This window comes from Betaproteobacteria bacterium (assembly GCA_016720925.1).
In the GTDB taxonomy this organism is placed as follows: domain Bacteria; phylum Pseudomonadota; class Gammaproteobacteria; order Burkholderiales; family Usitatibacteraceae; genus UKL13-2.
Genome location: JADKJR010000004.1, coordinates 227419 through 251287 on the forward strand (window position 1 = coordinate 227419; position 23869 = coordinate 251287).

Here is a 23869-nt window from a genome sequence, read left to right on the forward strand (position 1 = left end):
TTCACAAGGGTTTGTGGCAGGCCACGATGTAGTTTACTGACACATCACAGCCCAGCGCGTAGTGTTTGGTGATGGGATTGTAGGTCATTCCGGTGAACTCATTCACGGTCAGACCGGCATCGCGCGCCATGCCGGCCAACTCGGCGGGTGTGATGAAACGCCGGTACTCGTGCGTACCCTTTGGCAGCATGTTCAAAACATATTCAGCGCCGACGATGGCGAACAGGAATGATTTTGGATTCCGGTTTAGGGTAGAAAAGAACAGTTGCGCCCCTGGCTTGGCTAATTTGGCACAGGCTAGTACCGTTGATGCCGGATCCGGAACATGCTCAAGCAATTCCATGCACGTGACGCAGTCGTAGCTGCCCGGTTGTTCGCGCGCGATATCCTCGGCCGCGATCAATCGGTAGTCCACCGTTTGTCCGCTTTCGAGTAAATGCAGTTTTGCAACGTTCAGGGGTTTTTCAGAAAGGTCGATGCCGGTCACGATCGCGCCCTTTGCGGCCATGCTTTCGGCAAGAATGCCGCCGCCGCAACCGATGTCGATGACGCGCTTGCCGGCGAGTCCCACGAGTCGATCGATGTAATTCAATCGCAGTGGATTGATTTCGTGCAGCGGTTTGAATTCGCTGTTTGGGTCCCACCAGCGGGTTGCCAACGCGCCAAACTTGGCAAGCTCTGCAGGGTCGACGTTATCGTGTGGGTGGGTATGTGTTGTCATGATAATTTAAGTATTTTTCGTCAGTGTTCTTCAAACCGCTGTTGCCACATCGCGGCTTTGGCGTTGAGTTCGTTGAGATCAAGTTTAGTAAGGACGCGATTGTCAAGCAACAGTTCCCCCGCAACCCAGACATGCGAAACGTGTTCGCGGCTGGCGGCATGGAACAGGTGCGATACCGGATCATAGACCGGCTGCGTTTCTACCGATGACAAATCGATGGCGGTCAGGTCTGCGGCTTTGCCGGGAACGATCGAACCAATTTCACTTTCCCATCCGAGAGCGGCCGCGGCATTGAGTGTCGCCATTTCCAATGCCTGATGGACCGGCAACGCCGAGGCATCGCCGGTAACACCTTTCTGCAGCAGGGTCGCGAGGCAAGTCTCGGCGAGCATGTCCAGCCGATTGTTACTGGCGGCGCCATCGGTGCCGACGCCAACGTTTACGCCGGCGTCGAGCAACGCCTTGATCGGCGCGATTCCGCTTCCGAGTTTGAGATTGGACGCCGGGCAATGGGCGACGTGAACGCTGCGTCGCGCGAACAACTCAATTTCTTGCGGTGTAAGGTGAACGCAATGCACGGCGATCAGGTTCGGCCCAAGTATCCCCAGTTGTTCCAGGCGCGCGATCGGCCGGCAGCCGTGGTCCCGTTCGCTCTGTGTCAATTCATCCGCCGTTTCGTGAATGTGCATCACGATCGGGAAATCGGCTTCCTGCGAGATGGTCAGGATGTGCTCGAGCGTCCTGTTTCCAACGGTATAGGGCGCATGCGGCGCCAGCATCAGTTTCAGGCGCGCATCGTTGGCGAATTCGTCGCGCGGCGCAAGACACTTGGCGATATACGCTTCAGCATCTCCGGCGTAGGGCGTCGGAAAGTCGATGATCGCTCCGCCAAGTGCGGCGCGCATGCCGGCTTTGCGCGCCGCGCGGGCAGCAACGTCGTGATAGAAATACATGTCAGCAAAACAGGTCGTACCTGAGCGGATCATTTCAGCCGCAGCCAGTTCTGTGCCGTCGAATACATAAGCTTCGGACAGGTGCTTGAGTTCAGCGGGCCAGATATGATCGTTGAGCCATGTCATCAGTGGCAGGTCGTCGGCGAGGCCGCGCATCAGCGTCATCGCCGCATGGGTGTGCAGGTTGATGAGACCGGGAATCAACACGTGATGCGGTAGCGAAATCTCTTCGGCATGCTGGAATTGGCTGCGGGCTTGTGCGGCCGGCATCAGGGCGGAAATGCGACCGTTGTCAACGACCACCGCGTGGTCAGTAAGAATGGTTGCCCAGGGGTTCGACGGGAACCAGCCAACGTGGTGCGATGATCTGTGTGCTTGTCATGGTGTTGCCATGTGGTTGCCGCGTCGTTACCGCGTAGTTGCCATAATCCCGTCTACAAACAAAAAGCCCCGCACGAAGCGGGGCTCTTGTCGAACATTGAATAGCTTACTTCGATGTTACGCCTTTGAACTCTATGTCCACACGGCGATTCTTGGCGCGACCTTCGCCGGTCTTGTTGGTGGCGACCGGTTGGGTTTCACCTTTGCCCAGCGTCGTGATCTTCGCTGCCGCAACTCCCTTGGATACCATATATTCCTTGACGGAAGTGGCACGGCGCTCGGAAAGTTTCTGGTTGTACGAATCAGTACCGATTGAATCTGTATGACCTGTTGCGATAACGATTTCCACGTCAATTCCCGCCATCTTCGCCACGGCGTCGTCGATCGACTTCTTGCCAGCAGGCTTCAGTACGGACTTGTCGAAATCGAACAGGGCTTCTGCCTGGATGGTGATGGCCTTCTTGACGGAAGCAGGAGCAGCCGGTGCGGCCGGAGTAGCGGGAGCGGCCGGGGCTGCGGGTTTCGCCGGCTCAGCAGGCTTTGCTGGCACAGCGGGTTTTGCCGGTTCCGCTTTCTTTGTGGTGCAATCCGGGTGATTGATGCCACTGGACAATACACAATTTCCGGAGGCGTCTCGTATCGGGGCACCCGAAGAATCAGTCACGACCGGCAGGTCGTTTGCGTACGCGACGCTAACGACAGCAACCGAAGCGGCTGCGAGGAATTTGGCGAACAGGGAACTCTTCATTTCGTACTCCCAAGAGGATTGAAGGAATTATTGTCGTTAAAAGCGGATTTGGGGGCGAATCTTTATAAATTACTGACGAAATCATACACGAATCGATTTGCCAGACACAACCTTACGTTGGTGGATTTGCAACGCGCATGGTGTCGAAGTTGCAAATAAACAACAAGAAAAGTGACATTGGTGCAATTTGACGCGGAAACACAACCTGTGGTGTGCGTTAGCGGTGACATGACCAAACGCCTTGTGGTTTTGCACGAAGGAATGTTCTTTTGACGGACGTTATGCTAAAATTAAGTGTTATCCGGCCTAAAAAGCCATTATAAATCAAGTTCTTACAGAAGAGCAACCTCGTGACTGAACCGCTATTGCCGCAATTCGCCAAAGAAACCCTTCCTGTCAGTATCGAAGAGGAGATGCGAAAGAGTTTTCTCGATTATGCGATGAGCGTAATTGTTAGCCGCGCCCTGCCGGACGCGCGCGATGGATTGAAGCCCGTGCACCGGCGTGTGCTGTTTGCCATGCAGGAAGTCAACAACGTCCATAACCGCCCTTACGTCAAATGTGCGCGAATCGTCGGTGACGTTATGGGCAAGTATCACCCGCACGGTGACACGGCCATCTATGACACGATGGTGCGGATGGCGCAGGATTTTTCGCTCCGCTACATGCTGGTCGATGGTCAGGGAAACTTTGGCTCGGTCGACGGTGACAATGCCGCAGCTATGCGCTACACCGAGTGCCGGATGCAGAAGATTGCCTCGGAACTGATGGCGGATATTGATAGTGAAACCGTCGACTTTGGTCCCAACTACGACGGCAAGGAACAGGAACCGCTGGTGCTTCCGGCGCGCTTTCCCAATTTGCTGGTGAATGGCTCAACCGGTATTGCTGTGGGAATGGCGACCAACATTCCGCCACACAATTTGTCTGATGTCATCGACGCATGCCAGGTAGTCCTGGCGAATCCCGCAGTGGATATCGAGGACTTGATTCAGATCGTGAAGGCGCCGGATTTTCCGACGGCCGGAATCATTTACGGGCTCGATGGCGTGCGTGATGGTTATCGCACCGGGCGCGGACGCTGCATCATGCGCGCCCGGTGTCATTTCGAGGATCTCGAGAAAGGTGGCCGCCAAGCCATCATCATCGACGAATTGCCATACCAGGTAAATAAGGCGAACCTGCTGGTTCGCATCGGCGAATTGGTGCGCGACAAAAAGCTTGAAGGAGTTTCGGACCTGCGCGATGAATCGGATAAATCCGGCATGCGCGCGGTGATCGAATTGAAGCGCGGTGAAGTCCCGGAGATTGTGCTGAACAATCTCTACAAGATGACGCAAATGCAGGAATCGTTCGGCATGAACATGGTTGCGCTGGTCGCGAACCAGCCGCGCCTGCTCAACCTGAAACAGTTCATTGAGGTTTTCCTTCGCCATCGCCGGGAAGTCATCACACGCCGCACTGTGTTCGAATTACGCAAGGCCCGCGAACGCGGGCATGTGCTCGAAGGTCTCGCGGTTGCGTTGTCGAATGTCGATGAGATTATCGAACTGATCAAGAAATCGGCGAGCCCGGCGATTGCCAAGGAAGGCTTGATGAATAACATCTGGCGTTCAAAGCTCGTCGAGGAAATGCTAACAAGGGCGATGGCGGATCAATATCGTCCGGAAGGATTGCACAAGGATTTCGGCTTGCAGAATGACGGCTATCGCCTCTCGGATGCACAGGCACAGGCCATTCTGGAATTGCGATTGCAGCGCTTGACCGGTCTGGAACAGGACAAAATCGTTTCAGAGTACAAGGAGGTCATGGAAACCATCACCGACCTGCTGGACATTCTGTCCAAGCCGGAACGCGTGACGGGCATGATTTCCGAGGAACTCAGGGTCATCAAGGAGCAGTTCGGCGACAAACGTCGGTCGGAAATCGTCAACAACGGCCAGGAAATGTCCATTGAGGATTTGATTGCCAACGAGGAAGTGGTCGTAACGATGTCGCATGCCGGCTACATCAAGTATCAGGCGGTGGCAGACTACCGTGCACAGAAGCGCGGTGGCCGTGGCAAACAGGCAACCGCGATGAAGGAAGATGACTTTATCGACACGTTGTTTATCGCCAAGACACACGACTACGTACTATGTTTTTCGAATAAAGGGCGCGTGTACTGGGTAAAGGTGTACGAAATTCCGCAGGGCTCGCGAGCATCGCGTGGCAAGCCGATCGTGAATATGCTGCAAATGCAGCAAGGTGAAAAGATCAGCGCGGTATTGCCCGTGCAGGAATTCGCCGAAGACAAGTTTGTGTTCTTTGCAACCAGCGAAGGCGTGGTCAAGAAAACTGCCCTGTCCGACTTTGGCAACCCGCGCAAAGCCGGCATCATCGCCATCGCGCTTGACGAGGGTGACAACCTGATTGGCGTTGCGCTGACAGACGGAAAATACGATGTCATGTTGTTCTCAAATGAAGGCAAGGCCGTACGCTTTGAAGAAAGCGACGTCAGATCCATGGGACGCGATACCCGCGGTGTGCGCGGCATGAATCTGGCGAAGGGCGGCAAGGTCATCTCGATGCTGGTGGCCGAGAATGAACAGGATTCGGTACTGACCGCGACCGAGCATGGTTATGGCAAGCGTACTGCAATATCCGAATACACGCGTCATGGCCGCGGCACACAAGGCATGATCGCGATCCAGACCTCGGCACGCAATGGCAAGGTCGTGGCCGCGGTGCTGGTGCGGCCCGAAGATGAGATCATGATGATCACGACCGGTGGCGTGCTGATACGTACCAAGGTGCAGCAGATCCGCGAAATGGGTCGCTCCACGCAGGGCGTGACATTAATTAACCTCGATGACGGCCAGAAGCTCTCCGGATTGCAGAAGGTGGTCGAATCGGACGAGGAAGACGAAGCGTGAACTCGCTGAAACGGTTCCGCGCCGACCCGTGCCGGGAGGGATCCGGTATTTCCGCGTTCACTTCGATGGGCGCGGTGAAACGGGCGGGCAAGTAATGTCTCGTGTGTTCAATTTTTCCGCAGGCCCTGCGGCGATTCCCGAAGAGGTGTTGCGACAGGCGCAGGCCGAATTGCTGGATTTTCACGGCACCGGAATGTCGGTCATGGAGATGAGCCATCGCGGCAAAGTTTTCATGGAGGTGGCCGCTGAAGTTGAGCGCGATTTCCGCGAACTCCTCGCGATCCCGGCGAATTACAAGATCCTGTTCCTGCAGGGCGGCGGCAAGGGTGAATTTTCGCTGGTGCCGATGAACCTGCTCCGCGGCAGGCACAAGGCGGACTATGTGAACACCGGCCACTGGTCGGCGGGTGCGATCAAGGAAGCACGTAAGTATTGTGAAGTCGCCGTCATCGCCTCAAGCGAGGACCGGAAGTTCACCTACGTGCCGAAGCAAAGTGTCTGGAAATCGAACAAGGACGCGGCTTACCGGCATATTTGTACCAATGAAACCATTCACGGTGTTGAATATTTCTGGACGCCGGAAATTGACGATGATGTGCCGCTGGTGGCCGACACCTCTTCACACATCATGTCGCGGCCGATGGATGTGTCGAAATACGGTTGCCTGTATGGCGGCGCGCAAAAAAACATTGGCCCCTCAGGCCTCACCTTTGTCGTCGTCCGCGAGGATTTGCTTGGCGGCGCACACCCGATGACGCCCTCGGTTTTTGACTATACCCAGCAAGCCGCCAATGACTGGATGTTGAATACGCCGCCAACCTTTGCCGTATATTTGGCGGGCCTCACCTTCAAGTGGCTCAGGAAGCAGGGCGGCCTTGTTGGAATGGAAAGGCAGAATATCGAGAAAGCCGGCATGCTGTATGGCTGTATTGATCAATCGGGTGGCTTTTATCGCAACGACGTCGCGGTTGATGATCGCTCGCGCATGAACGTGCCGTTTTTTCTCAAGGATGAATCGTTGAACGCTGCCTTTCTGGAACAATCAGCGAATGCCGGATTGGCTGCTTTGAAGGGCCACAAAGTGGTCGGGGGCATGCGGGCATCGCTTTATAACGCCATGCCCATGGCCGGGGTTGCGGCGCTTGTAGCGTTCATGCAGGACTTCGCCACGCGCAATGGCTGATTGAGCGGTTGCTCTACCGTCCGTATTGCCAATACTTCGTATATTGATCGCGGCAATTGCATCGTTTTCAGTTAAATTACCGGTAATGTTGCGTGCAGTTTTTTGCCCGGTTTAGCCCCTGTTGAAAATATCCATTCGATGTCCGACGATCTTTCCAAACTTCGCGCCCAAATTGATGCCCTCGACGAGCAAATCCTCGCCAGCCTGAATGCGCGCGCGGCACTTGCGCGCAAGGTGGGATCGCTCAAAGTCGGGCAGGCCTATCGTCCCGAGCGCGAAGCGGAAGTCTTGCGCCGCATTCAGAAGTTGAATGAAGGTCCGCTTCCGGATGAAGTCGTCGCGCGACTGTTCCGCGAAATCATGTCGGCGTGTCTGGCGCTTGAACGTCCGGTCACGGTCGCGTATCTGGGGCCGCAAGGCACCTTCAGCGAACGCGCGGCGGTAAAGCACTTTGGCGAAGGCGGCGTCACCGTGCCGTGCGCAAGTATCGACGATGTCTATCGCAGTGTCGAATCGGCGGCGGCGGATTTTGGTGTCGTGCCGGTGGAAAACTCGACAGAAGGTGCTGTCGGTCGATCGCTCGATCTGATGCCGCAAACACCGCTGAAAATCTGTGGCGAGGTGCTGATTCGCATTCACCACCACCTGATGGCGTCCGATATTGCCGAGTACCCGGCTATCCAGCGCGTGTTTTCGCACGGTCAATCGCTGGCCCAGTGCCACGAATGGTTGAACGCCTACCTGCCGCATGCCGAGCGCGTAGCCGTTGCCTCTAACGCGGAGGCCGCGCGCCGCGCATCGCTGGAGCCTTTCTCGGCGGCGGTTGCCGGTGAAATGGCGGCCGAGCACTACAAGTTGACCATCCTGGCTTCCAATATTGAAGACGAGCCCAATAACACCACCCGCTTTCTGATCCTCGGAAATTACGAACCCAAGCCCACGGGAAAGGACAAAACCTCGCTGGTACTCTCAGCCGCCAATCGGGCAGGTGCGGTGTATGAAATGCTGACGCCATTTGCGCAGCGCGGTGTGTCAATGAGCCGGTTCGAGTCGCGTCCGTCGAAAGTGGCGGTGTGGGATTACTTGTTTTTCGTCGATATCGACGGTCATCAGGACGATGCCAATGTCGCTGACGCGTTGGCCGAGTTGCGCAAGATCGCGGGCTACGTGAAGGTGCTTGGCTCTTATCCGGTTGCGGTCATATAAAAGCTATTTGCCACGGATCACACGGATAAGGTCGGACAAAAGCAAGTTTGTCCGTGCGAGTTTTTCTGTCGATCTGACTTTATCCGTGAAATCCGTGGCCCGTCTTTGATCTTTCCATTCCAAAATGAACCTCACCGATCTCGCTCCCGAATACATCCGCTCCATCGCTCCGTATCAACCCGGAAAACCGATTTCCGACGTGGCGCGGGAACTGGGAATGGAGGAAGCGGACATCATCAAACTCGCATCCAACGAAAATCCGCTTGGCCCTTCACCAAAGGCAATTGAAGCCATCAAGAAAGCGCTGAACGATCTGGCGCTGTATCCCGATGGCAGCGGCTTCGCATTGAAAGAAGTCATCTGCCGTAAATTTGGCGTGAGGCCCGAGCAGATAATTCTAGGCAACGGCTCCAATGATGTTCTTGAACTCGCCGCACGAACCTTTCTGGCGCCGGGTACATCCGCGGTGTATTCCCAACATGCGTTCGCGGTTTATCCGCTGGCGACACAGGCGGTTGGCGCCACCGGCATAGAAGTTGCTGCGATGGAATTCGGCAATGATCTGGATGCCATGCTCGCCGCCATTCGAACTGACACACGCATTGTGTTTCTGGCCAATCCCAACAACCCGACCGGTACGTTTGTGGTCGCGGACAAGTTGCATGCATTCCTGAAGCGGGTGCCTGCCAATGTGCTGGTGGTACTCGACGAAGCCTATACCGAGTACCTGGACGCAACGCTTGCGTATAACAGCGTGCCCTGGCTCAAGGAATTTCCCAATCTCATTATCTCCCGCACGCTTTCCAAAGCCTATGGATTGGCGGGCTTGCGGGTCGGCTTCGGGCTTGCGAATGAAAACCTCATTGCGCTAATGAATCGTGTGCGTCAGCCGTTCAATGTCAATCACCTCGCCATGGTCGCCGCGACCGCCGCGCTCGACGATGATGAATTTATCGCGAGGAGCCGCCAGGTCAATTCCGACGGCATTGCATACCTTGGCGCGGAACTTTCGAGGCGGGGCATTGCGGTTATTCCTCCCTACGGAAACTTCATCACCTTCAGGGTCGGAAGCGGTGAAGTGGATACGAATGCGAATGCGGTATTCCATGCGCTCCTGAAACAGGGCGTAATCGTTCGCCCCATCGCCGGATACGGCATGCCGGACTGGTTGCGTGTGACCATTGGCACCCGTGCCCAAAATGATCGGTTCCTCACGGCGCTCGATCAGGCGACGCGGAAGGCAGCCTAGGTGGGTACCGAAAGTGAAACACTAGCATTGGCGAACCTTTCAGGCCAAAAATGGCTGGAAACGCCCGCCAGTCGGACACTTAGGCTCCGGAAATGCTGAATATTGCAATTGTCGGCCTTGGATTGATTGGTGGCTCCGTCGCACTTGCGTTGCGTAATGCATGGCCAGAAGTCAACATCACAGCCTTTGACCGCGATGAATCGCAACTGGATCTGGCGCTGCGCAGTGGTGCCATTGATTCATGCGGATCGACTTTCGCCGCAATTGAAGGGGCGGATATCGTCTTTGTGTCGGTACCGGTCGCGCAGACGGCGGTGGTGTTTGACGCCATGTTCCCGCATCTGCGTGCGAATACCGTGGTGACGGATGTCGGCAGCACCAAGCAGAGTGTGATCACTGCGGCCCGCGTGCATCTCGGCAATAAAATCTCGCAATTCGTTCCCGGGCACCCGATTGCCGGCCGGGAGCATGTCGGTTTCGCGGCGGCGGCATCCGAACTTTTTGAAGGTAAGAACGTCGTCCTGACACCGCTCGCGGAGAATGTGCCGGCGGCGATCGAACAAGTTCGTTCATTGTGGCGTGCCTGCGGCGCAAATGTCGTCGAAATGCCCGCGAAAACGCACGATGAAATATTCGCGGCGGTGAGCCACCTTCCGCATTTGCTGGCGTTTGCTCTGGTTGATGAATTTGCCTTGCGACCGAACGCGAAAAACCTGTTTTCCTTCGCGGCCTCGGGATTTCGCGATTTCACCCGCATCGCCAGCTCGTCGCCAGAAATGTGGCGCGATATTGCGCTCAACAACCGCGATGCGGTGGTCGCGGAGTTTGACCGCTATCTCGCGCACGCAAAACAATTGCGTGATGCGCTGGCCGCGGGAGATGGCGCGGCCATCGAAGTGCTGATGGCGCGTGCCCGGGAGGCCCGCGACAAATGGCTGGCCGGCGAGCTCGATCATTTTCGCGATGAATCGGCATGAGTACGTATCCGTCGTCGCTTGCGCTTGCGCCATGCATGCATGTGGAAGGCGACATCACTTTGCCTGGCTCAAAAAGCATTTCCAACCGCACCCTGTTGCTGGCTGCGCTTTGCGATGGCGAAACGATTGTGCGCGGCTTGCTGAAATCAGATGATACGGACGTAATGCTGGCCGCACTGCAAAAGCTCGGTGTGCGCATTGACACGTTGGCGCGGGACGACTATCAGGTGTTCGGTTGCGGAGGAAGTTTTCCGGTGAAGGAAGCCGAGCTGTTCCTCGGCAACGCCGGTACGGCATTTCGGCCCCTGACCGCGGCGTTGGCTTTTGGCGATGGACATTACACGTTGAGCGGCGTGGCGCGCATGTACGAACGACCGATTGGTGATCTGGTTGATGGGCTTGCTGAACTTGGGGGGCAGATTCGATATCTGAAAGCGGCAGGTTATCCGCCGCTTGAAATACTGCCGTACCGGCCGGCAATTTCGTTCGTGGCAAACGTTCGCGGCAATGTTTCCAGCCAGTTTCTTTCCGCGTTGCTGATGGCGCTTCCGCTGTTGAGCCGCGATGTTCGCGTGCAAGTGGTCGGTGAGCTGATTTCCAAACCTTACGTCGATATCACGTTGAATCTGCTCGCGCGATTTGGTGTGAACGTTGTGCGCGAAGGGTGGAGCGCCTTTGTCGTTCCCGCTGAAAGCCGTTTTCAAAGCCCGGGGACAATTCACGTTGAAGGCGACGCATCGTCCGCGTCATATTTTCTCGCCGCGGGCGCCATTGCTGGTGGACCGGTACGCGTGCATGGCGTCGGCAAGTCCAGCATCCAGGGTGATGTTCGTTTTGCGGAAACGCTTGCACGGATGGGGGCGCGTATCGAAATGGGAGATGACTGGATCGAAGCCCGGGCGCCGGCGACAGGAAAACTTCAGGCGATTGATGCGGACCTGAACCACATTCCAGATGCCGCCATGACCATCGCGATGTGTGGCTTGTTTGCCACCGGGCCGACTGTGATTCGAAACATCGGCAGCTGGCGCGTGAAGGAAACGGATCGTATTGCCGCGATGGCCATCGAATTGCGCAAGGTCGGCGCAACCGTGGATGAAGGCACCGATTACATACGAATCACGCCGCCCAAGCACCTGACGCCGAATGCAACCATCGATACCTACGACGATCACCGCATGGCAATGTGTTTTTCGCTCGTGTCGCTGGGCGGGGTGCCAGTGGTGATTAATGAGCCTGGCTGCGTAGCAAAAACTTTTCCTGATTATTTCAAGGTGCTGGCTTCGTTGACTGAAGGCGCGCGGACTTGAATCAGCCGTTGAATATCCCGGTGATTGCGATTGATGGCCCCACGGCGTCGGGCAAAGGTACGGTTGCGCAGAAAGTCGCCAATCGTCTTGGCTTTCACTATCTCGACAGCGGGTCGCTTTATCGGTTGGCGGCGTTGGCCGCGCAACGCGCTGGTCTCGACCTTGTTGACGAGATTGGCGTGGCGAATTTGGCGGGCAGACTTGACGTCACTTTCGGAGACGACAAGGTATGGCTGAATGGGCAGGATGTCACCGACGAAATCCGAACCGAGGCCGTCAGCCAGAAAGCGTCGTGTGTTGCGGCATTTCCTCATGTTCGCGAAGCCCTGCTGAAGCGCCAACGTGATTTTCGAGTTGCCCCGGGATTGGTATGCGACGGACGGGATATGGGCTCCGTAGTGTTTCCCGATGCGACAATCAAGTTTTTCTTGACAGCAAGCGTTGAGGCTCGCGCCGAAAGACGCACTAAGCAGTTGAAACAAAAAGGAATGTCTGCGATAATGCGCGACGTTGTGAAGGAACTGCGTATTCGGGATGAAAGAGATATGAGTCGTCCGGTCGCGCCGCTGAAGCACTTTCCTGACGCCTATCTCATTGATACGACTGACATTTCTGCCGATGATGCGGTTGAAAAAGTCCTTGGTCTGTATCGAAATTGCGGATAGGTGTTTGATCGAATGCCGTTTTTTCCACGCTGCATTCGTTTGAATGAAGCCGATACCTCCCCAGACAGCGAGTTTTTTTGTAGCAAGGTGCCCGCTTTCCCATAGAAAACGGGTGTTTATTAACCGTCACATTCCGCCTGGATTGTGACTTAACCGAAGGTGCAGTCTCCATGTCCGCAACAGCCCAAGCAGTCAAGCCTCCCAAAGCCCCCAAGATTCCCCACCCGGTCGACAGTTTCGCCGCGTTGTTTGAGGAAAGCCTCACGCGCCAGGAAATGCGAATCGGTGAAATGATCACCGCCGAAGTGGTGCTGGTCGATCAAAATATCGTTGTTGTGAACGCCGGATTGAAATCCGAGAGCGTGATCCCCGTTGAAGAATTCAAGAATGACAAAGGCGAGCTCGAAGTAAAAGTAGGCGACTTTGTCACGGTTGCCATCGAAGCCCTCGAAGACGGCTATGGCGCCACCAAGCTTTCCCGCGAACGCGCGAAGAAACTCGCTGCCTGGCATGAACTCGATGTCGCGCTGGACAAGGGCACCATCATCACCGGCATGGTTTCCGGCAAGGTCAAAGGCGGACTGACGGTTATGGTCAACGGCATCCGCGCGTTCCTGCCGGGTTCATTGGTTGACACCCGTCCAATGAAAGACACCTCCGCGTTTGAAGGCAAGGAACTCGAATTCAAGGTCATCAAGCTCGATCGCAAGCGCAATAACGTGGTGGTCTCGCGTCGCGCAGTGATGGAAGCCTCGGCCGGCGTTGAGCGCCAGGCGCTGCTGGAGACGCTGAAGGAAGGCGCCATCGTCAAGGGTATCGTCAAGAACATCACCGACTACGGCGCGTTTGTGGACCTGGGCGGTATCGATGGTCTGTTGCATATCACCGATCTCGCATGGCGTCGCGTGAAGCATCCGTCGGAAGTATTGAATGTAGGCGATGAAGTCGAAGCCAAGATCCTCAAGTTCGATCAGGAAAAGAACCGTGTCTCGCTCGGCATGAAGCAGTTGGGCGATGATCCATGGACGGGCCTGTCGCGCCGCTATCCGCAAAGCACGCGTTTGTTCGGCAAGGTGACCAACCTCACCGACTACGGCGCGTTCATCGAGATCGAAGCCGGCATCGAAGGCCTGGTACACGTTTCCGAAATGGACTGGACCAACAAGAACGTGCACCCCGCCAAGGTGGTTTCGCTGGGTGATGAAGTCGAAGTCATGATCCTCGAAATTGACGAAGAGCGTCGTCGTATTTCACTTGGCATGAAGCAGTGCATGGCAAACCCGTGGGATGAGTTTTCGATGTCCCACAAGAAGGGCGAAAAAGTCAAAGGTACCATCAAGTCGATCACCGACTTCGGTGTGTTCATCGGCCTGCCGGGTAATATCGACGGTCTCGTCCACCTTTCCGATCTTTCCTGGAATGTTGCCGGCGAAGAAGCTGTCAAGAACTTCAAGAAGGGCGACGAGCTGGAAGCGGTTGTGTTGGCCATCGACGTCGAGCGTGAACGTATCTCGCTCGGCATCAAACAAATGGACGACGATCCTTTCACTAACTACACCGCGATCAATGACAAGGGCACGCTGGTAAGGGGTACCGTCAAGTCGATCGATGCCAAAGGCGCAACAATTGCGTTGACGGGTGATATCGAAGGCTATCTGCGCGCGTCGGAAGTTTCACGCGAGCGGGTTGAGGACATCCGCACGCACCTGAAAGAAGGCGACGAGATCGAAGCGGTAATCGTCAATGTCGACCGCAAGACGCGCAACATCAACCTGTCCATCAAGGCGAAAGATGCCGCTGAAGAAAAGGACGCCATGAAGAAAATGGTCGATGACGCGCCGAACAATGCGGGCACCACAAACCTGGGTGCGTTGCTGAAGGCAAAGATGAAGCAGGGCGAAAACAACTAAGAGCACGTTGATACGGGTGCCGCGCGAAAGCGCGGCACCTTTGTCTGCATGGCCCCATTGCGGTAACAACGATTTCAGGAATAGCCTCGTGAAATCCATGACCAAGTCTGAATTGATTGAAATCCTGAGTGCACGCCATAGTCAGCTTGCGCCCAAGGATGCCGAACTGGCGGTGAAGACGATGCTCGACGCGATGTCGCAGACACTTGCGCAGGGCGACCGAATTGAAATTCGCGGTTTCGGCAGCTTCGGCCTGAATTACCGGCCACCCCGGACCGGGCGCAATCCCAAGACCGGCGAAAAAGTGCAGGTGCCGAAGAAGTATGTGCCGCATTTCAAGGCGGGCAAGGAGTTGCGTGAACGCGTCGATCTGATCGATGATGCGGCCTATTCCGCCGCCTCGGTCGATGCTGCACACGGCGATTAGATGATCCTCCAATGTAATAGCCAGATGTGGAAACGCATCTGGCTTTTTTTTCGGGCATTTTGGTTACTCGCCGGCTGCGGGGGCGTTGCCAAGCTTACAATATTGCAACTCTCCACCAGGTGTTAGTCATGCAAATTCTGATCTGGATTGTGCGCGTCATCGTCATCCTTCTTTTTGTCTGGTTTGCGGCTAAAAATGCAGATCCGGTCGAACTGCATGGATATCTCGATTCGTCGCTGAAGGCGCCGCTCGCGCTGTTTCTGCTCGCATTTTTTGGCGGTGGCCTGCTATTGGGCTTGCTGGCTTCGTTGCCGAGCATCTTCAGATTGAAGCGCGAGGTTCGCAAGCTCAATCGCGCGCTCCAGCATAAGACGCGCGAGGCAGACGCGGTCTTGCCCGCATTGGCTACGACTGTTCCTGCGGCCACGACTGCGACCACGACCGCGAATATCAATAATGTTTGAGTGGTTGCCGTGGCTTTTTCTCGGTGCAATGGCCATCTTTGGAATGGGCTGGCTGGTAGCGCGAATCGACATCAAGCAGCTATTGCTGGAATCGCGCGCCATGCCGCAGTCGTATTTCAAGGGCCTTAATTTCCTTCTCAGTGAGCAGCCAGACAAGGCACTCGAATCTCTTATCGAAGTGACCAAGGCCAATCCTGAAGCCGTTGAGCTACAGTTTGCGCTGGGAAGCCTGTTCCGCCGTCGCGGCGAAATCGATCGCGCGGTCAGGGTGCATCAGGAGCTTTCCGAGCGGATGAATCTTGACGTCGAGCACCGAACCAACGCATTGCTGGAGTTGGCGCGGGATTACCAGAAGGCGGGATTGCTGGATCACGCTGAACGCATACTTCTGGATTTGTCGGCGAAACCCGCCGGCGACAGGCAGCAACAATCGCAAACGCTCAAGCACCTGTTGGACATCTACGTCCAGGAACGCGACTGGACAAAAGCCGTGGATGTCGCGGAGCGCCTGCGGGCCGGCGGCGATGCATCCGCGAACTCACGATCTGCCGGCGATCGTGAAAGCGAGGTCGATAGCAGTCCGGAAAGCGGCAATGACAATAAAAGAGCCGGTGCCCAGATGCGACGCGCCATCGCGAACTACCATTGCGAGCTTGCGCTCCAGGCGCAGCAGCAAGGCCGCATTGACGACGCTAAGCGGCATCTCGACGATGCGCTCAACGCAAATGCGAAATGCGTGCGCGCACATCTGATCCGTGTCGAATGCCTGGTTGCTGCGGGCCACCACGGTGACGCGATCGCCACGTGGCGCAAGATCAAGCAGCAGGATCCGGCCTATCTTGGCCTGATGGCCGAAAAGATTCTGTCGAGTTTCAAGGCCCTTGGCCAAATGCAGCAGGGGTTAGCCGAGTTGCGGTCCCTGCAGCAACAATACCCGGCCCTGGATCTGCTCAATGCCTTGTTTCATGTCACGCTTGAGGAGGACGGGCCTGAGGGCGCTTACGAACTGGTCAAAGACGATCTGCGCCGCAATCCCACGCTGGTTGGCCTAGACAGGCTGCTTGAGGCGCAAATACTCGCGGCGCCTGAGGACCAGAAAGCTGACCTGCAGGTATTGAAAAATCTTGTCCATACGCATTCGAGCCGGCTGGCAGTTTATCTTTGCGGCAGTTGTGGATTCAAGGCCAGGCAATTTCACTGGCAATGCCCCGCCTGCGGCGGATGGGAGACATTTCCGCCACGGCTGACGGCGGAATACGACACGGCGGAGCGGCACCTGTCCCGTTCACAGGCTGAGAAGGCGGCGCATGTGGAAAAGACCGCTCAATGATGAATCGTGGGGGCGACAGTATGAGAATGAACATGCGTAACAATGATCACAGGAGAAAACCGGTCATTGTCGTGCTTGATTTTCCGGACGCGGCAAGTGCCATGCGCTTGGTCGATCAACTCGATCCCGCGTTGTGCCGCGTAAAGGTCGGCAAGGAACTCTTTACGGCGACCGGTCCTGCGATCATTGAAGAATTGGTCAAGCGCCGTTTCGATGTATTTCTCGATCTCAAATTCCACGACATTCCCAATACAGTTGCCGGTGCCTGCCGGGCGGCGGCAAAGTTGGGTGTGTGGATGCTCAATGTTCACGCCAGCGGCGGGCGGGCGATGCTGGCCGCCGCGCGGGAGGCCATTGATTCCGCGGCCGGGCATAAACCCCTGCTTATCGGTGTCACGGTACTGACGAGCCTGAGTTCGACGGACCTCGCCGATATCGGTATTTGCGGTATCGGCGGCACCGCGCCAGACGCCAAGGCTCAGGTATTGCGACTCGCACAGCTTTGCTTCGATGCCGGACTGGATGGCGTCGTTTGTTCTGCCGAGGAAGCCCCAATGCTGAAGTCGGCTTTTCCTTTGACGAAAGCGTCGACCGGGAATTTCCTGAATGTCACGCCGGGCATTCGTCTGGCGGACGATGCAAAAGGCGATCAGCAACGCGTGGTGTCGCCGGTGGATGCGATTAAAATGGGTGCTGACTATCTGGTTATCGGCCGCAGCATTACACACGCCAAGGATCCCATTGCCAGATTGAACGAGATTAATAACCAACTGATGGCGCTCGACAAGGCGCCCGAAAAATAATCATGAAACTTACCGTTGTAGGAACCGGCTACGTCGGATTGGTGACAGGCGCATGTCTCGCGGATGTCGGCAATCGCGTGCTATGCATCGATATCGACCCGAAGAAGATTGACACGTTGAAATCCGGTGGCATTCCCATATTCGAGCCAGGTCTGAAGGAGATCGTCGCGAACAATGTCGCGGCCGGTCGTCTGAAGTTCTCGACTGATATCGCCGAAGGTGTCGCATACGGTGACATCCAGATGATCGCCGTCGGCACGCCGCCCGGCGAAGATGGTTCGGCCGATCTGCAATATGTGGTCGCGGCGGCGCGCAACATTGGCCGGCACATGACGAGCCCGAAGATCGTCATCGACAAGTCCACGGTCCCGGTTGGCACGGCAGATCGTGTTCGCGAGGCCATCGCGGAAGAATTGAAAGCACGCGGTGTCGATATCAAATTCTCGGTCGTCTCGAATCCGGAGTTTCTGAAGGAAGGTGCGGCGGTCGAAGATTTCATGCGTCCGGATCGCATCGTCATCGGCGCGGATGATGCGGAGACAATCGAGACCATGCGTAAAATGTATGCGCCTTTCCAGCGCAGCCATGATCGCCTGATGGTGATGGACGTACGTTCGGCGGAGTTGACCAAGTACGCCGCCAACGCGATGCTGGCGACCCGCATTTCGTTCATGAACGAACTTGCATTGCTGGCCGAACGATTGGGTGCGGACATCGAGTCGGTGCGCAAAGGCATTGGCTCCGACCCACGCATTGGCTATCAGTTTCTGTATCCGGGAATCGGCTATGGCGGCTCTTGTTTTCCCAAGGACGTCCAGGCCATGCAGCGTACGGCGACCGCCGCCGGCATGAATCTCATGTTGCTGGACGCGGTTGAGCGCGTGAACTATGCGCAGAAGCACGTACTGACGCAAAAAATCGTCAAGCGCTATGGCGAAAATCTTGCCGGCAAGACCTTCGCCCTGTGGGGCCTGGCATTCAAACCGAATACCGACGACATGCGCGAGGCGCCGAGCCTGGTGCTGATTGACGATCTCACGCAGCGCGGCGCGAAGATTGTCGCCTTCGATCCCGTCGCCATGGATGAAGCAAAACACCTCCTCGCGGGAAATGGAAACGTCCGATTGGCGGAGAGTGCCAACGACGCGCTTGCCGGCGCGGACGCGCTGGCCATCGTCACCGAGTGGAAGAATTTTCGTGCGCCCGATTTCGCTGCAATGAAAGCGGCACTCAAGACGCCGGTGGTTTTTGATGGTCGAAATCTTTACGAGCCGTCCAGCATGCGCGACCTTGGTTTCGACTACTACCCGATCGGTCGCGCGCAGGCGCAGGGCATTTGAACCGCAGATGCATTTCAGGAAGCGCCGATCAAAAACCAAAACACCAGCAATGGCGCGGTGTTTGGGCACAAAAGTGCCTGAGAAGCGCGCCAACTCTGGTGTTTGTCATTTAGTCTCAATGCCGTGCTAAAACTTCCGGACTGTTCCAACGCCCATGTCCTCGTCGTCGGTGACGTGATGCTGGACCGCTACTGGTTTGGCGATGTCTCACGCATTTCGCCGGAGGCGCCGGTGCCGGTGGTGCATGTTCAACGCACCGAAGAGCGTCCCGGCGGCGCGGCCAACGTTGCGCGCAATATCGTCTCACTTGGAGGCAAGGCAACACTTCTGTCAGTGGTCGGCGATGACGAGGCGGGACGCTCGCTGGCGGCGCTGCTGGAAAAAGAACACGTCGTCACGCTGTTTCACAAGGACGCACAATTGCCGACTACCGTGAAGCTGCGGGTAATCGGCCGCCAGCAGCAACTCTTGCGCATCGATTTCGAGACACCGCCTTCGCGCGAAGTACTCGAGGACAAGTTGGGCGATTTCGAGTCGCTGGTCGATGGCGTGGATGCGGTGATCCTGTCCGACTACGGCAAAGGCGGGCTCACCCACGTGTCGAAGATGATCGATGCCGCGAGACGCCATCGCAAACGCATCCTGGTCGACCCCAAGGGCGACGACTATTCCAAATATCGCGGCGCTACCTTGCTGACGCCCAACCGCGGCGAATTCCGCGAATATGCCGGGCGCTGGAAAAATGAAGTGGAGCTTGCCGGAAAGGCAGACAAGTTGCGACAAGAACTCGACATCGATGCATTGCTGGTCACGCGGTCGGAAGAAGGCATGACGCTTTTCACCGCGGAAGGTGCCGCACACGAACCCACCCGCGCGCGCGAAGTATTCGACGTTTCCGGCGCGGGCGATACGGTCATCGCGACGATGGGATTGATGCTGGCAGCAGGTGCATCGATGATCGACGCCATGCACATCGCCAATCTGGCGGCGGGAATTGTCGTCGGCAAGCTCGGTACGGCCACGGTGTCGCGCGAGGAAATGCTCGCCGAACTCACCTGAGATTACATAGGAACCACACAACATGACCTACATCGTGACCGGCGCTGCCGGGCTAATCGGCAGTAACCTGGTCAAGGCGCTGAATGATCGGGGCATTACCGATATCGTCGCCGTCGATAACCTGACCAAGGCCGACAAGTTCAAAAATCTCGTCGATTGCGAGATTGCCGAATACGTCGACAAGAACGATTTTCTCCAGGTCGTCGAATCGGGCGAACTTGGCGGCGACATCGACGCCATCCTGCATCAGGGCGCCTGCTCGGACACCATGGAAACAGATGGCCGCTACATGATGGAGAACAATTACCGCTATTCGTTGTCGCTGATGGAATGGTGCCAGGAGGAAGCAGTGCCTTTCCTCTATGCTTCGTCGGCGTCGGTGTACGGCGGCGGCACGGTGTTCTCGGAAACGCGCGAATGCGAAGCACCGCTGAACGTCTACGGCTATTCCAAGTTTCTGTTCGACCAGGCGGTGCGTCCGCTGTTGGTCAACGCCTCCGCGCAGATCGCCGGATTTCGCTATTTCAATGTGTATGGCCCGCGTGAAAATCACAAAGGCCGCATGGCCTCGGTTGCGTATCACTTCTTCAACCAATACCGCGCCAGCGGCAAAATCAAGCTGTTCGAGGGAAATGATGGTTATGCCAACGGTGAGCAGCGTCGCGATTTTGTATCGATAGAAGATGTTGTCAAGGTGAACTTGCATTTCCTTGATCATCCGGAACTCTCCGGAATTTTCAATCTGGGTACCGGTCGCAGCCAGACGTTCAATGATGTCGCGGTCGCAAGCATGAACGCCTGCCGCGCGCTCGAGGGCAAAGGTGCGCTTTCGCTGGATGAATTGAAGGCACAAGGTTTTATCGAGTACATCCCGTTTCCGGAGGCGCTCAAGGGAAAGTACCAGAGCTTCACCCAGGCCGATCCCGCCCGGCTGCGCGCCGCCGGCTACACGGAAGAATTCCTCACGGTGGAGCAGGGCGTGTCACGCTACATACCGTGGCTGGCTTCCGTCAGGTAGACGCGATTGATTCAACTGGTGTGTTTCCAATTGCATACTCGCAAGCCCATATAATGCCTGCGTGCCATGGCCTAAATCTCACCTGCCGCGTGATTCAAATCAGTCTTTGACGCGCCATTTTGTCGCCGCGCTTTTGCTGACATTTCATTTGTGGGTCTGCACGGCATCGAGCCCGGCCATTGCGCTCGATACCTTCAAACCGCTCAGTGACTTGACGCACCAATCCTGGTCGGTGGACGACGGCCTGCCGCACAGTACGGTGCGCAGCGTGGCGCAAACGCCAGATGGCTATTTATGGTTTGCCACGCATGAGGGCGCGGCGCGGTTCGACGGAATCGCCTTCACGGTCTTCAATCAGTTCAACGCGCCTGCCTTGCGGGGTAGCGGCGTGGCGACGCTTCTGGTGACCAAAAATGGCAGTCTGGTGCTGGGACTGCGCGACGCAGGCCTCGTCCGCTATTCGCAGGGCAAGTTTGAGGCGATTCGTCCGAAAGGAAACCTTCCTACGGGTACGGTCAATTTGCTGGCTGAGGATGGCGCGGGGAAGCTTTGGGCGGCGATTGGTTCAAGTGGCCTGGCACAAATAAGCAACGGCGAGGCGCGCGTTTTTACCGTCGCCGACGGACTGCCGTCAAATTCAGTTGCGGCGGCGACGGCTACATCCGACGGCGGGCTTTGGGTCGGTACAGATAGCGGACTCGCAGCATTTCGAGACGGCAGATTTGTTGTAAACCCCACCGGAACGTGGCTTGATTCGGCAAGCATTGCCGCGATTGTCGAAGATCGCGACAAGCGCTTGTGGATCGCGACCAACGGCCAGGGCATCGCCGTGCGTGACGGGGGACACCCGCACAACATCCGCCGCTTTGGACGTACGCAGGGATTGGCGACGGATGCCCTGACGCGTTTGCTGGTCGACCGTAATGGCGGCGTCTGGGTAGGCAGTCTTGAAGGTGTTTACCGGCTGACGGGAAATGCCTTTGAAAGATTCGCCACGCCCGACGGATTCACCAACAACAATGTGCGCGATATTTTCGAGGACAGCGATGGCAGTATCTGGATCGGTACGGACGGCGGCGTCAATCGCTTTCGCGACGCACGAATCGCAACGTGGGGCGTTCGCAAGGGCCTCACCGAAGAATTTTCGCGCGCCGTGCTCGAGGACCGAACCGGTCGGATCTGGGTGGCGACCGCGGACGGCTTGTTTGCCGTCACGGCTACGGGAGTGCGCCGATATGGCCGCGCGCAGGGGCTCATAAACGGTGCGGTGCTATCGCTGGCAGAGGATCCCAACGGGACGCTCTGGGTCGGCACCAATGGAGGGGGTATTCACCGTCTGGTGGGCGAGAATATCGAGCCGGTCTCGGTGAAATTCGGTATTTCAGTCGTGCCGGTGCGGGCGATTCTGGCGGCCAGCAACGGCACGCTGTGGGTGGGCACGAGTAACGGTCTCATCAAAGCATCCTGGAAAAGCGATGTGCCGGTCTCGCACATGCAGATGGACGCCGGGTTGCCCAGTGAACAAGTGAGTGCGTTGCTGGAAGACAAGGATGGTCGCATTTGGGTTGGCACACGTGGCGGCCTCGGCATCATTGAGCGCGGCGAATCGGCGCTCGTCGTCAAGTTGCCGGGCATGGAATCCTCGGTTCTCGCGCTCAATGCCGACATGGAGGGACGCATCTGGGTGAGTACCAGCGGCGGCCTTGCGTATGTGCAGCCCGGGCAGGCCGCATCCGATCATCGGGTGCGCCGCCTGTTGTCCAGCGAAGGCGTGCCGGAACAAACCTACTTCAGCGCACTCGACGACCATCTCGGCCAAATTTGGACTTGCGGAAATCGCGGCATCATCAAGATCTCGAAATCCCAATTGGCCGAGCTGGTCGCGGGAAAACGCCAGAAACTTGAGCCCGCGACCTATGGACGGTCAGAGGGCATGGCAACCGCGCAGTGCAATGGCGCCACGCAGCCGGCCGGCTGGCGTGCACGTGATGGCCGCTTGATGTTTCCCACCGCGCGTGGAATTGCGATTGCCGATCCGGCGCGCGAGGCCGGAATCGACCTGCGCGCGCCGCCGGTTCATATCAAGGAAGTCCTGGTTGATACCGAACGGGCGATTCCTGATGCAGCGGGGAGTATTAACGTGCCACCCGGCAAGCACCGGGTAGAAATTTCCTACGTGGGCCTGAGTCTTGCGGACCCGGAAAAAGTGCGCTATCGCTATCAGTTAAAAGGCTTCGATCCGGATTGGGTGGATGCGGGCCGTGAAGCAAAAGCCGTCTACACCAATGTTGGCCCGGGGAAATATCAGTTCAGTGTGCTGGCAGCCCGGGAAGGCGGCGCGTGGAGCGAACCGGGTGCAATGTTGACGCTGGAACATCTGCCGCGCTTTCATGAGACAACCTGGTTTCGCCTGCTCTTTGCAGTGGTATTCATCATGCTGGTATTCGTCATATATCGCGGGCGCATTGCACAATTGAATGCGCAACGCAGACGCTTGCAGCGCATGGTCGATGAGCGCACCCAGGATCTGGAATTGGAAAAGCAAAAGCTCGAAGCCACCAATAGTGAGAAAGCCCTCCTGCTGGTACAAGTCGCGGATGCAGCGCAAGCATATGAACGCCTGTCCAAGGAAGACAGCCTCACCGGACTTGGCAACCGCCGCGAACTGGATCGTATTCTTGCCCACGAGTTTGAACGTGCCGTGCGCAACGTCCGGCCTCTCACGGTAGCCCTGGCTGATCTCGATTTCTTCAAGAAAATTAATGACTTTTACTCGCATGCCGTCGGCGACGATGTGCTGCGCGAAGTGGCCAATATCCTGAAAGATGGATGCCGGAGTATCGACATGGTGGGCCGTTACGGCGGCGAGGAGTTCGTGCTGGTGTTGCCGGAGGCGGATCTCGATGTGGCGCGGCAAATTTGCGAACGCTTGCGGGCCGCCATTGAGGGCTTTGATTGGGCCAGCAAGAATCCCGGCCTGAAAGTCACCATGAGCTTTGGCCTGGCGACGCTCACGAATGAATCGAGCTACGAGCGGTTGCTGGCGCTGGCAGATGCGCGCCTCTATGACGCCAAGGCGGGCGGGCGCAATCGCGTTTGTGTGTAGTGATCACGATACCCGCCCATTCGCGCATTGTAACCCCAGCATTGGCGGGCGTTACGGGGCAAAAATGCCGAAAACGCCGCTACAGTGCTTGAGTTTTACTGATT

At 56.8% G+C, this 23869-nt stretch carries 18 protein-coding genes and 1 pseudogene; 16 read left to right on the forward strand and 3 right to left on the reverse strand.

Features of this window, described 5'->3' with window-relative positions; translation table 11 throughout:
* Position 1 precedes the first annotated feature (1 nt).
* The 3 genes and pseudogenes from ubiG to IPP88_07370 form a co-directional block, all read right to left on the reverse strand.
* Positions 2-721, reverse strand: a complete 720-nt coding sequence (gene ubiG, locus IPP88_07360; GenBank protein ID MBL0122546.1) for a bifunctional 2-polyprenyl-6-hydroxyphenol methylase/3-demethylubiquinol 3-O-methyltransferase UbiG — start codon at positions 719-721, stop codon at positions 2-4.
* A gap of 20 nt (positions 722-741) precedes the next feature.
* A pseudogene (locus IPP88_07365) lies at positions 742-2056 on the reverse strand (TRZ/ATZ family hydrolase).
* 105 nt (positions 2057-2161) lie between these two features.
* Positions 2162-2803 (reverse strand): OmpA family protein, encoded by a 642-nt coding sequence (locus IPP88_07370; protein ID MBL0122547.1) that lies wholly within the window; start codon positions 2801-2803, stop codon positions 2162-2164.
* Positions 2804-3168: 365 nt separating this feature from the next.
* Here IPP88_07370 and gyrA point away from each other — a divergent pair, with 365 nt between their 5' ends.
* The 16 genes from gyrA (at position 3169) to IPP88_07450 (ending at position 23765) form a co-directional block, all read left to right on the forward strand.
* The gene (gene gyrA / locus IPP88_07375) at positions 3169-5718 is read left to right on the forward strand and encodes a DNA gyrase subunit A (GenBank protein MBL0122548.1); all 2550 of its coding nucleotides are present in this window, start codon (positions 3169-3171) and stop codon (positions 5716-5718) included.
* Between the two features lie 94 nt (positions 5719-5812).
* On the forward strand, positions 5813-6901 hold the full coding sequence (gene serC, locus IPP88_07380; protein ID MBL0122549.1) for a 3-phosphoserine/phosphohydroxythreonine transaminase: 1089 nt from the start codon (positions 5813-5815) through the stop codon (positions 6899-6901).
* Between the two features lie 138 nt (positions 6902-7039).
* Complete coding sequence (gene pheA, locus IPP88_07385; GenBank protein MBL0122550.1) at positions 7040-8107, forward strand: prephenate dehydratase; 1068 nt, start codon at positions 7040-7042, stop codon at positions 8105-8107.
* A 124-nt stretch (positions 8108-8231) separates the two neighbouring features.
* A complete protein-coding gene (locus IPP88_07390; protein ID MBL0122551.1) occupies positions 8232-9356 on the forward strand; it encodes a histidinol-phosphate transaminase in 1125 nt (374 codons plus the stop codon).
* 92 nt (positions 9357-9448) lie between these two features.
* Positions 9449-10333: a prephenate dehydrogenase/arogenate dehydrogenase family protein gene (locus tag IPP88_07395; GenBank protein MBL0122552.1), complete on the forward strand. Its 885-nt coding sequence runs from the start codon at positions 9449-9451 to the stop codon at positions 10331-10333.
* Positions 10330-11643: a 3-phosphoshikimate 1-carboxyvinyltransferase gene (aroA, locus tag IPP88_07400; GenBank protein MBL0122553.1), complete on the forward strand. Its 1314-nt coding sequence runs from the start codon at positions 10330-10332 to the stop codon at positions 11641-11643. Before IPP88_07395 ends, aroA begins: the two co-directional genes overlap by 4 nt.
* Positions 11644-11651: 8 nt before the next feature.
* Positions 11652-12308 (forward strand): (d)CMP kinase, encoded by a 657-nt coding sequence (locus tag IPP88_07405; protein MBL0122554.1) that lies wholly within the window; start codon positions 11652-11654, stop codon positions 12306-12308.
* A 170-nt stretch (positions 12309-12478) separates the two neighbouring features.
* Positions 12479-14218 carry a 30S ribosomal protein S1 gene (rpsA, locus tag IPP88_07410; protein MBL0122555.1) on the forward strand — a complete coding sequence of 580 codons (1740 nt, stop codon included), beginning with the start codon at positions 12479-12481 and terminating at the stop codon, positions 14216-14218.
* A 97-nt stretch (positions 14219-14315) separates the two neighbouring features.
* Positions 14316-14645 carry an integration host factor subunit beta gene (locus tag IPP88_07415; protein MBL0122556.1) on the forward strand — a complete coding sequence of 110 codons (330 nt, stop codon included), beginning with the start codon at positions 14316-14318 and terminating at the stop codon, positions 14643-14645.
* A gap of 26 nt (positions 14646-14671) precedes the next feature.
* On the forward strand, positions 14672-15109 hold the full coding sequence (locus tag IPP88_07420; protein ID MBL0122557.1) for a DUF1049 domain-containing protein: 438 nt from the start codon (positions 14672-14674) through the stop codon (positions 15107-15109).
* Positions 15110-15137: 28 nt separating this feature from the next.
* A complete protein-coding gene (locus tag IPP88_07425; GenBank protein MBL0122558.1) occupies positions 15138-16439 on the forward strand; it encodes a lipopolysaccharide assembly protein LapB in 1302 nt (433 codons plus the stop codon).
* Between the two features lie 32 nt (positions 16440-16471).
* Positions 16472-17242: an orotidine-5'-phosphate decarboxylase gene (pyrF, locus tag IPP88_07430; protein MBL0122559.1), complete on the forward strand. Its 771-nt coding sequence runs from the start codon at positions 16472-16474 to the stop codon at positions 17240-17242.
* A 2-nt stretch (positions 17243-17244) separates the two neighbouring features.
* Positions 17245-18582, forward strand: a complete 1338-nt coding sequence (locus IPP88_07435; GenBank protein ID MBL0122560.1) for a UDP-glucose/GDP-mannose dehydrogenase family protein — start codon at positions 17245-17247, stop codon at positions 18580-18582.
* 123 nt (positions 18583-18705) lie between these two features.
* The gene (rfaE1, locus tag IPP88_07440; GenBank protein ID MBL0122561.1) at positions 18706-19641 is read left to right on the forward strand and encodes a D-glycero-beta-D-manno-heptose-7-phosphate kinase; all 936 of its coding nucleotides are present in this window, start codon (positions 18706-18708) and stop codon (positions 19639-19641) included.
* A gap of 22 nt (positions 19642-19663) precedes the next feature.
* Positions 19664-20659, forward strand: coding sequence for an ADP-glyceromanno-heptose 6-epimerase (rfaD, locus tag IPP88_07445; GenBank protein ID MBL0122562.1), 996 nt, complete (start codon positions 19664-19666; stop codon positions 20657-20659).
* Positions 20660-20765: 106 nt separating this feature from the next.
* Positions 20766-23765 carry a diguanylate cyclase gene (locus IPP88_07450; GenBank protein ID MBL0122563.1) on the forward strand — a complete coding sequence of 1000 codons (3000 nt, stop codon included), beginning with the start codon at positions 20766-20768 and terminating at the stop codon, positions 23763-23765.
* The last annotated feature ends 104 nt before the right edge of the window (positions 23766-23869 follow it).

What these genes read in the sequence shown, in the direction of transcription:
- pyrF (MBL0122559.1), top strand. Translation starts at nt 16,472, where the DNA reads ATGCGTAACAATGATCACAGGAGAAAACCGGTCATTGTCGTGCTTGAT.
- IPP88_07425 (MBL0122558.1), top strand. Translation starts at nt 15,138, where the DNA reads ATGGCCATCTTTGGAATGGGCTGGCTGGTAGCGCGAATCGACATCAAG.
- ubiG (MBL0122546.1), bottom strand. Translation starts at nt 721, where the DNA reads ATGACAACACATACCCACCCACACGATAACGTCGACCCTGCAGAGCTT.
- pheA (MBL0122550.1), top strand. Translation starts at nt 7,040, where the DNA reads ATGTCCGACGATCTTTCCAAACTTCGCGCCCAAATTGATGCCCTCGAC.
- rfaD (MBL0122562.1), top strand. Translation starts at nt 19,664, where the DNA reads ATGACCTACATCGTGACCGGCGCTGCCGGGCTAATCGGCAGTAACCTG.
- IPP88_07415 (MBL0122556.1), top strand. Translation starts at nt 14,316, where the DNA reads ATGACCAAGTCTGAATTGATTGAAATCCTGAGTGCACGCCATAGTCAG.
- IPP88_07435 (MBL0122560.1), top strand. Translation starts at nt 17,245, where the DNA reads ATGAAACTTACCGTTGTAGGAACCGGCTACGTCGGATTGGTGACAGGC.
- IPP88_07370 (MBL0122547.1), bottom strand. Translation starts at nt 2,803, where the DNA reads ATGAAGAGTTCCCTGTTCGCCAAATTCCTCGCAGCCGCTTCGGTTGCT.
- rpsA (MBL0122555.1), top strand. Translation starts at nt 12,479, where the DNA reads ATGTCCGCAACAGCCCAAGCAGTCAAGCCTCCCAAAGCCCCCAAGATT.
- serC (MBL0122549.1), top strand. Translation starts at nt 5,813, where the DNA reads ATGTCTCGTGTGTTCAATTTTTCCGCAGGCCCTGCGGCGATTCCCGAA.
- IPP88_07395 (MBL0122552.1), top strand. Translation starts at nt 9,449, where the DNA reads ATGCTGAATATTGCAATTGTCGGCCTTGGATTGATTGGTGGCTCCGTC.
- IPP88_07390 (MBL0122551.1), top strand. Translation starts at nt 8,232, where the DNA reads ATGAACCTCACCGATCTCGCTCCCGAATACATCCGCTCCATCGCTCCG.
- aroA (MBL0122553.1), top strand. Translation starts at nt 10,330, where the DNA reads ATGAGTACGTATCCGTCGTCGCTTGCGCTTGCGCCATGCATGCATGTG.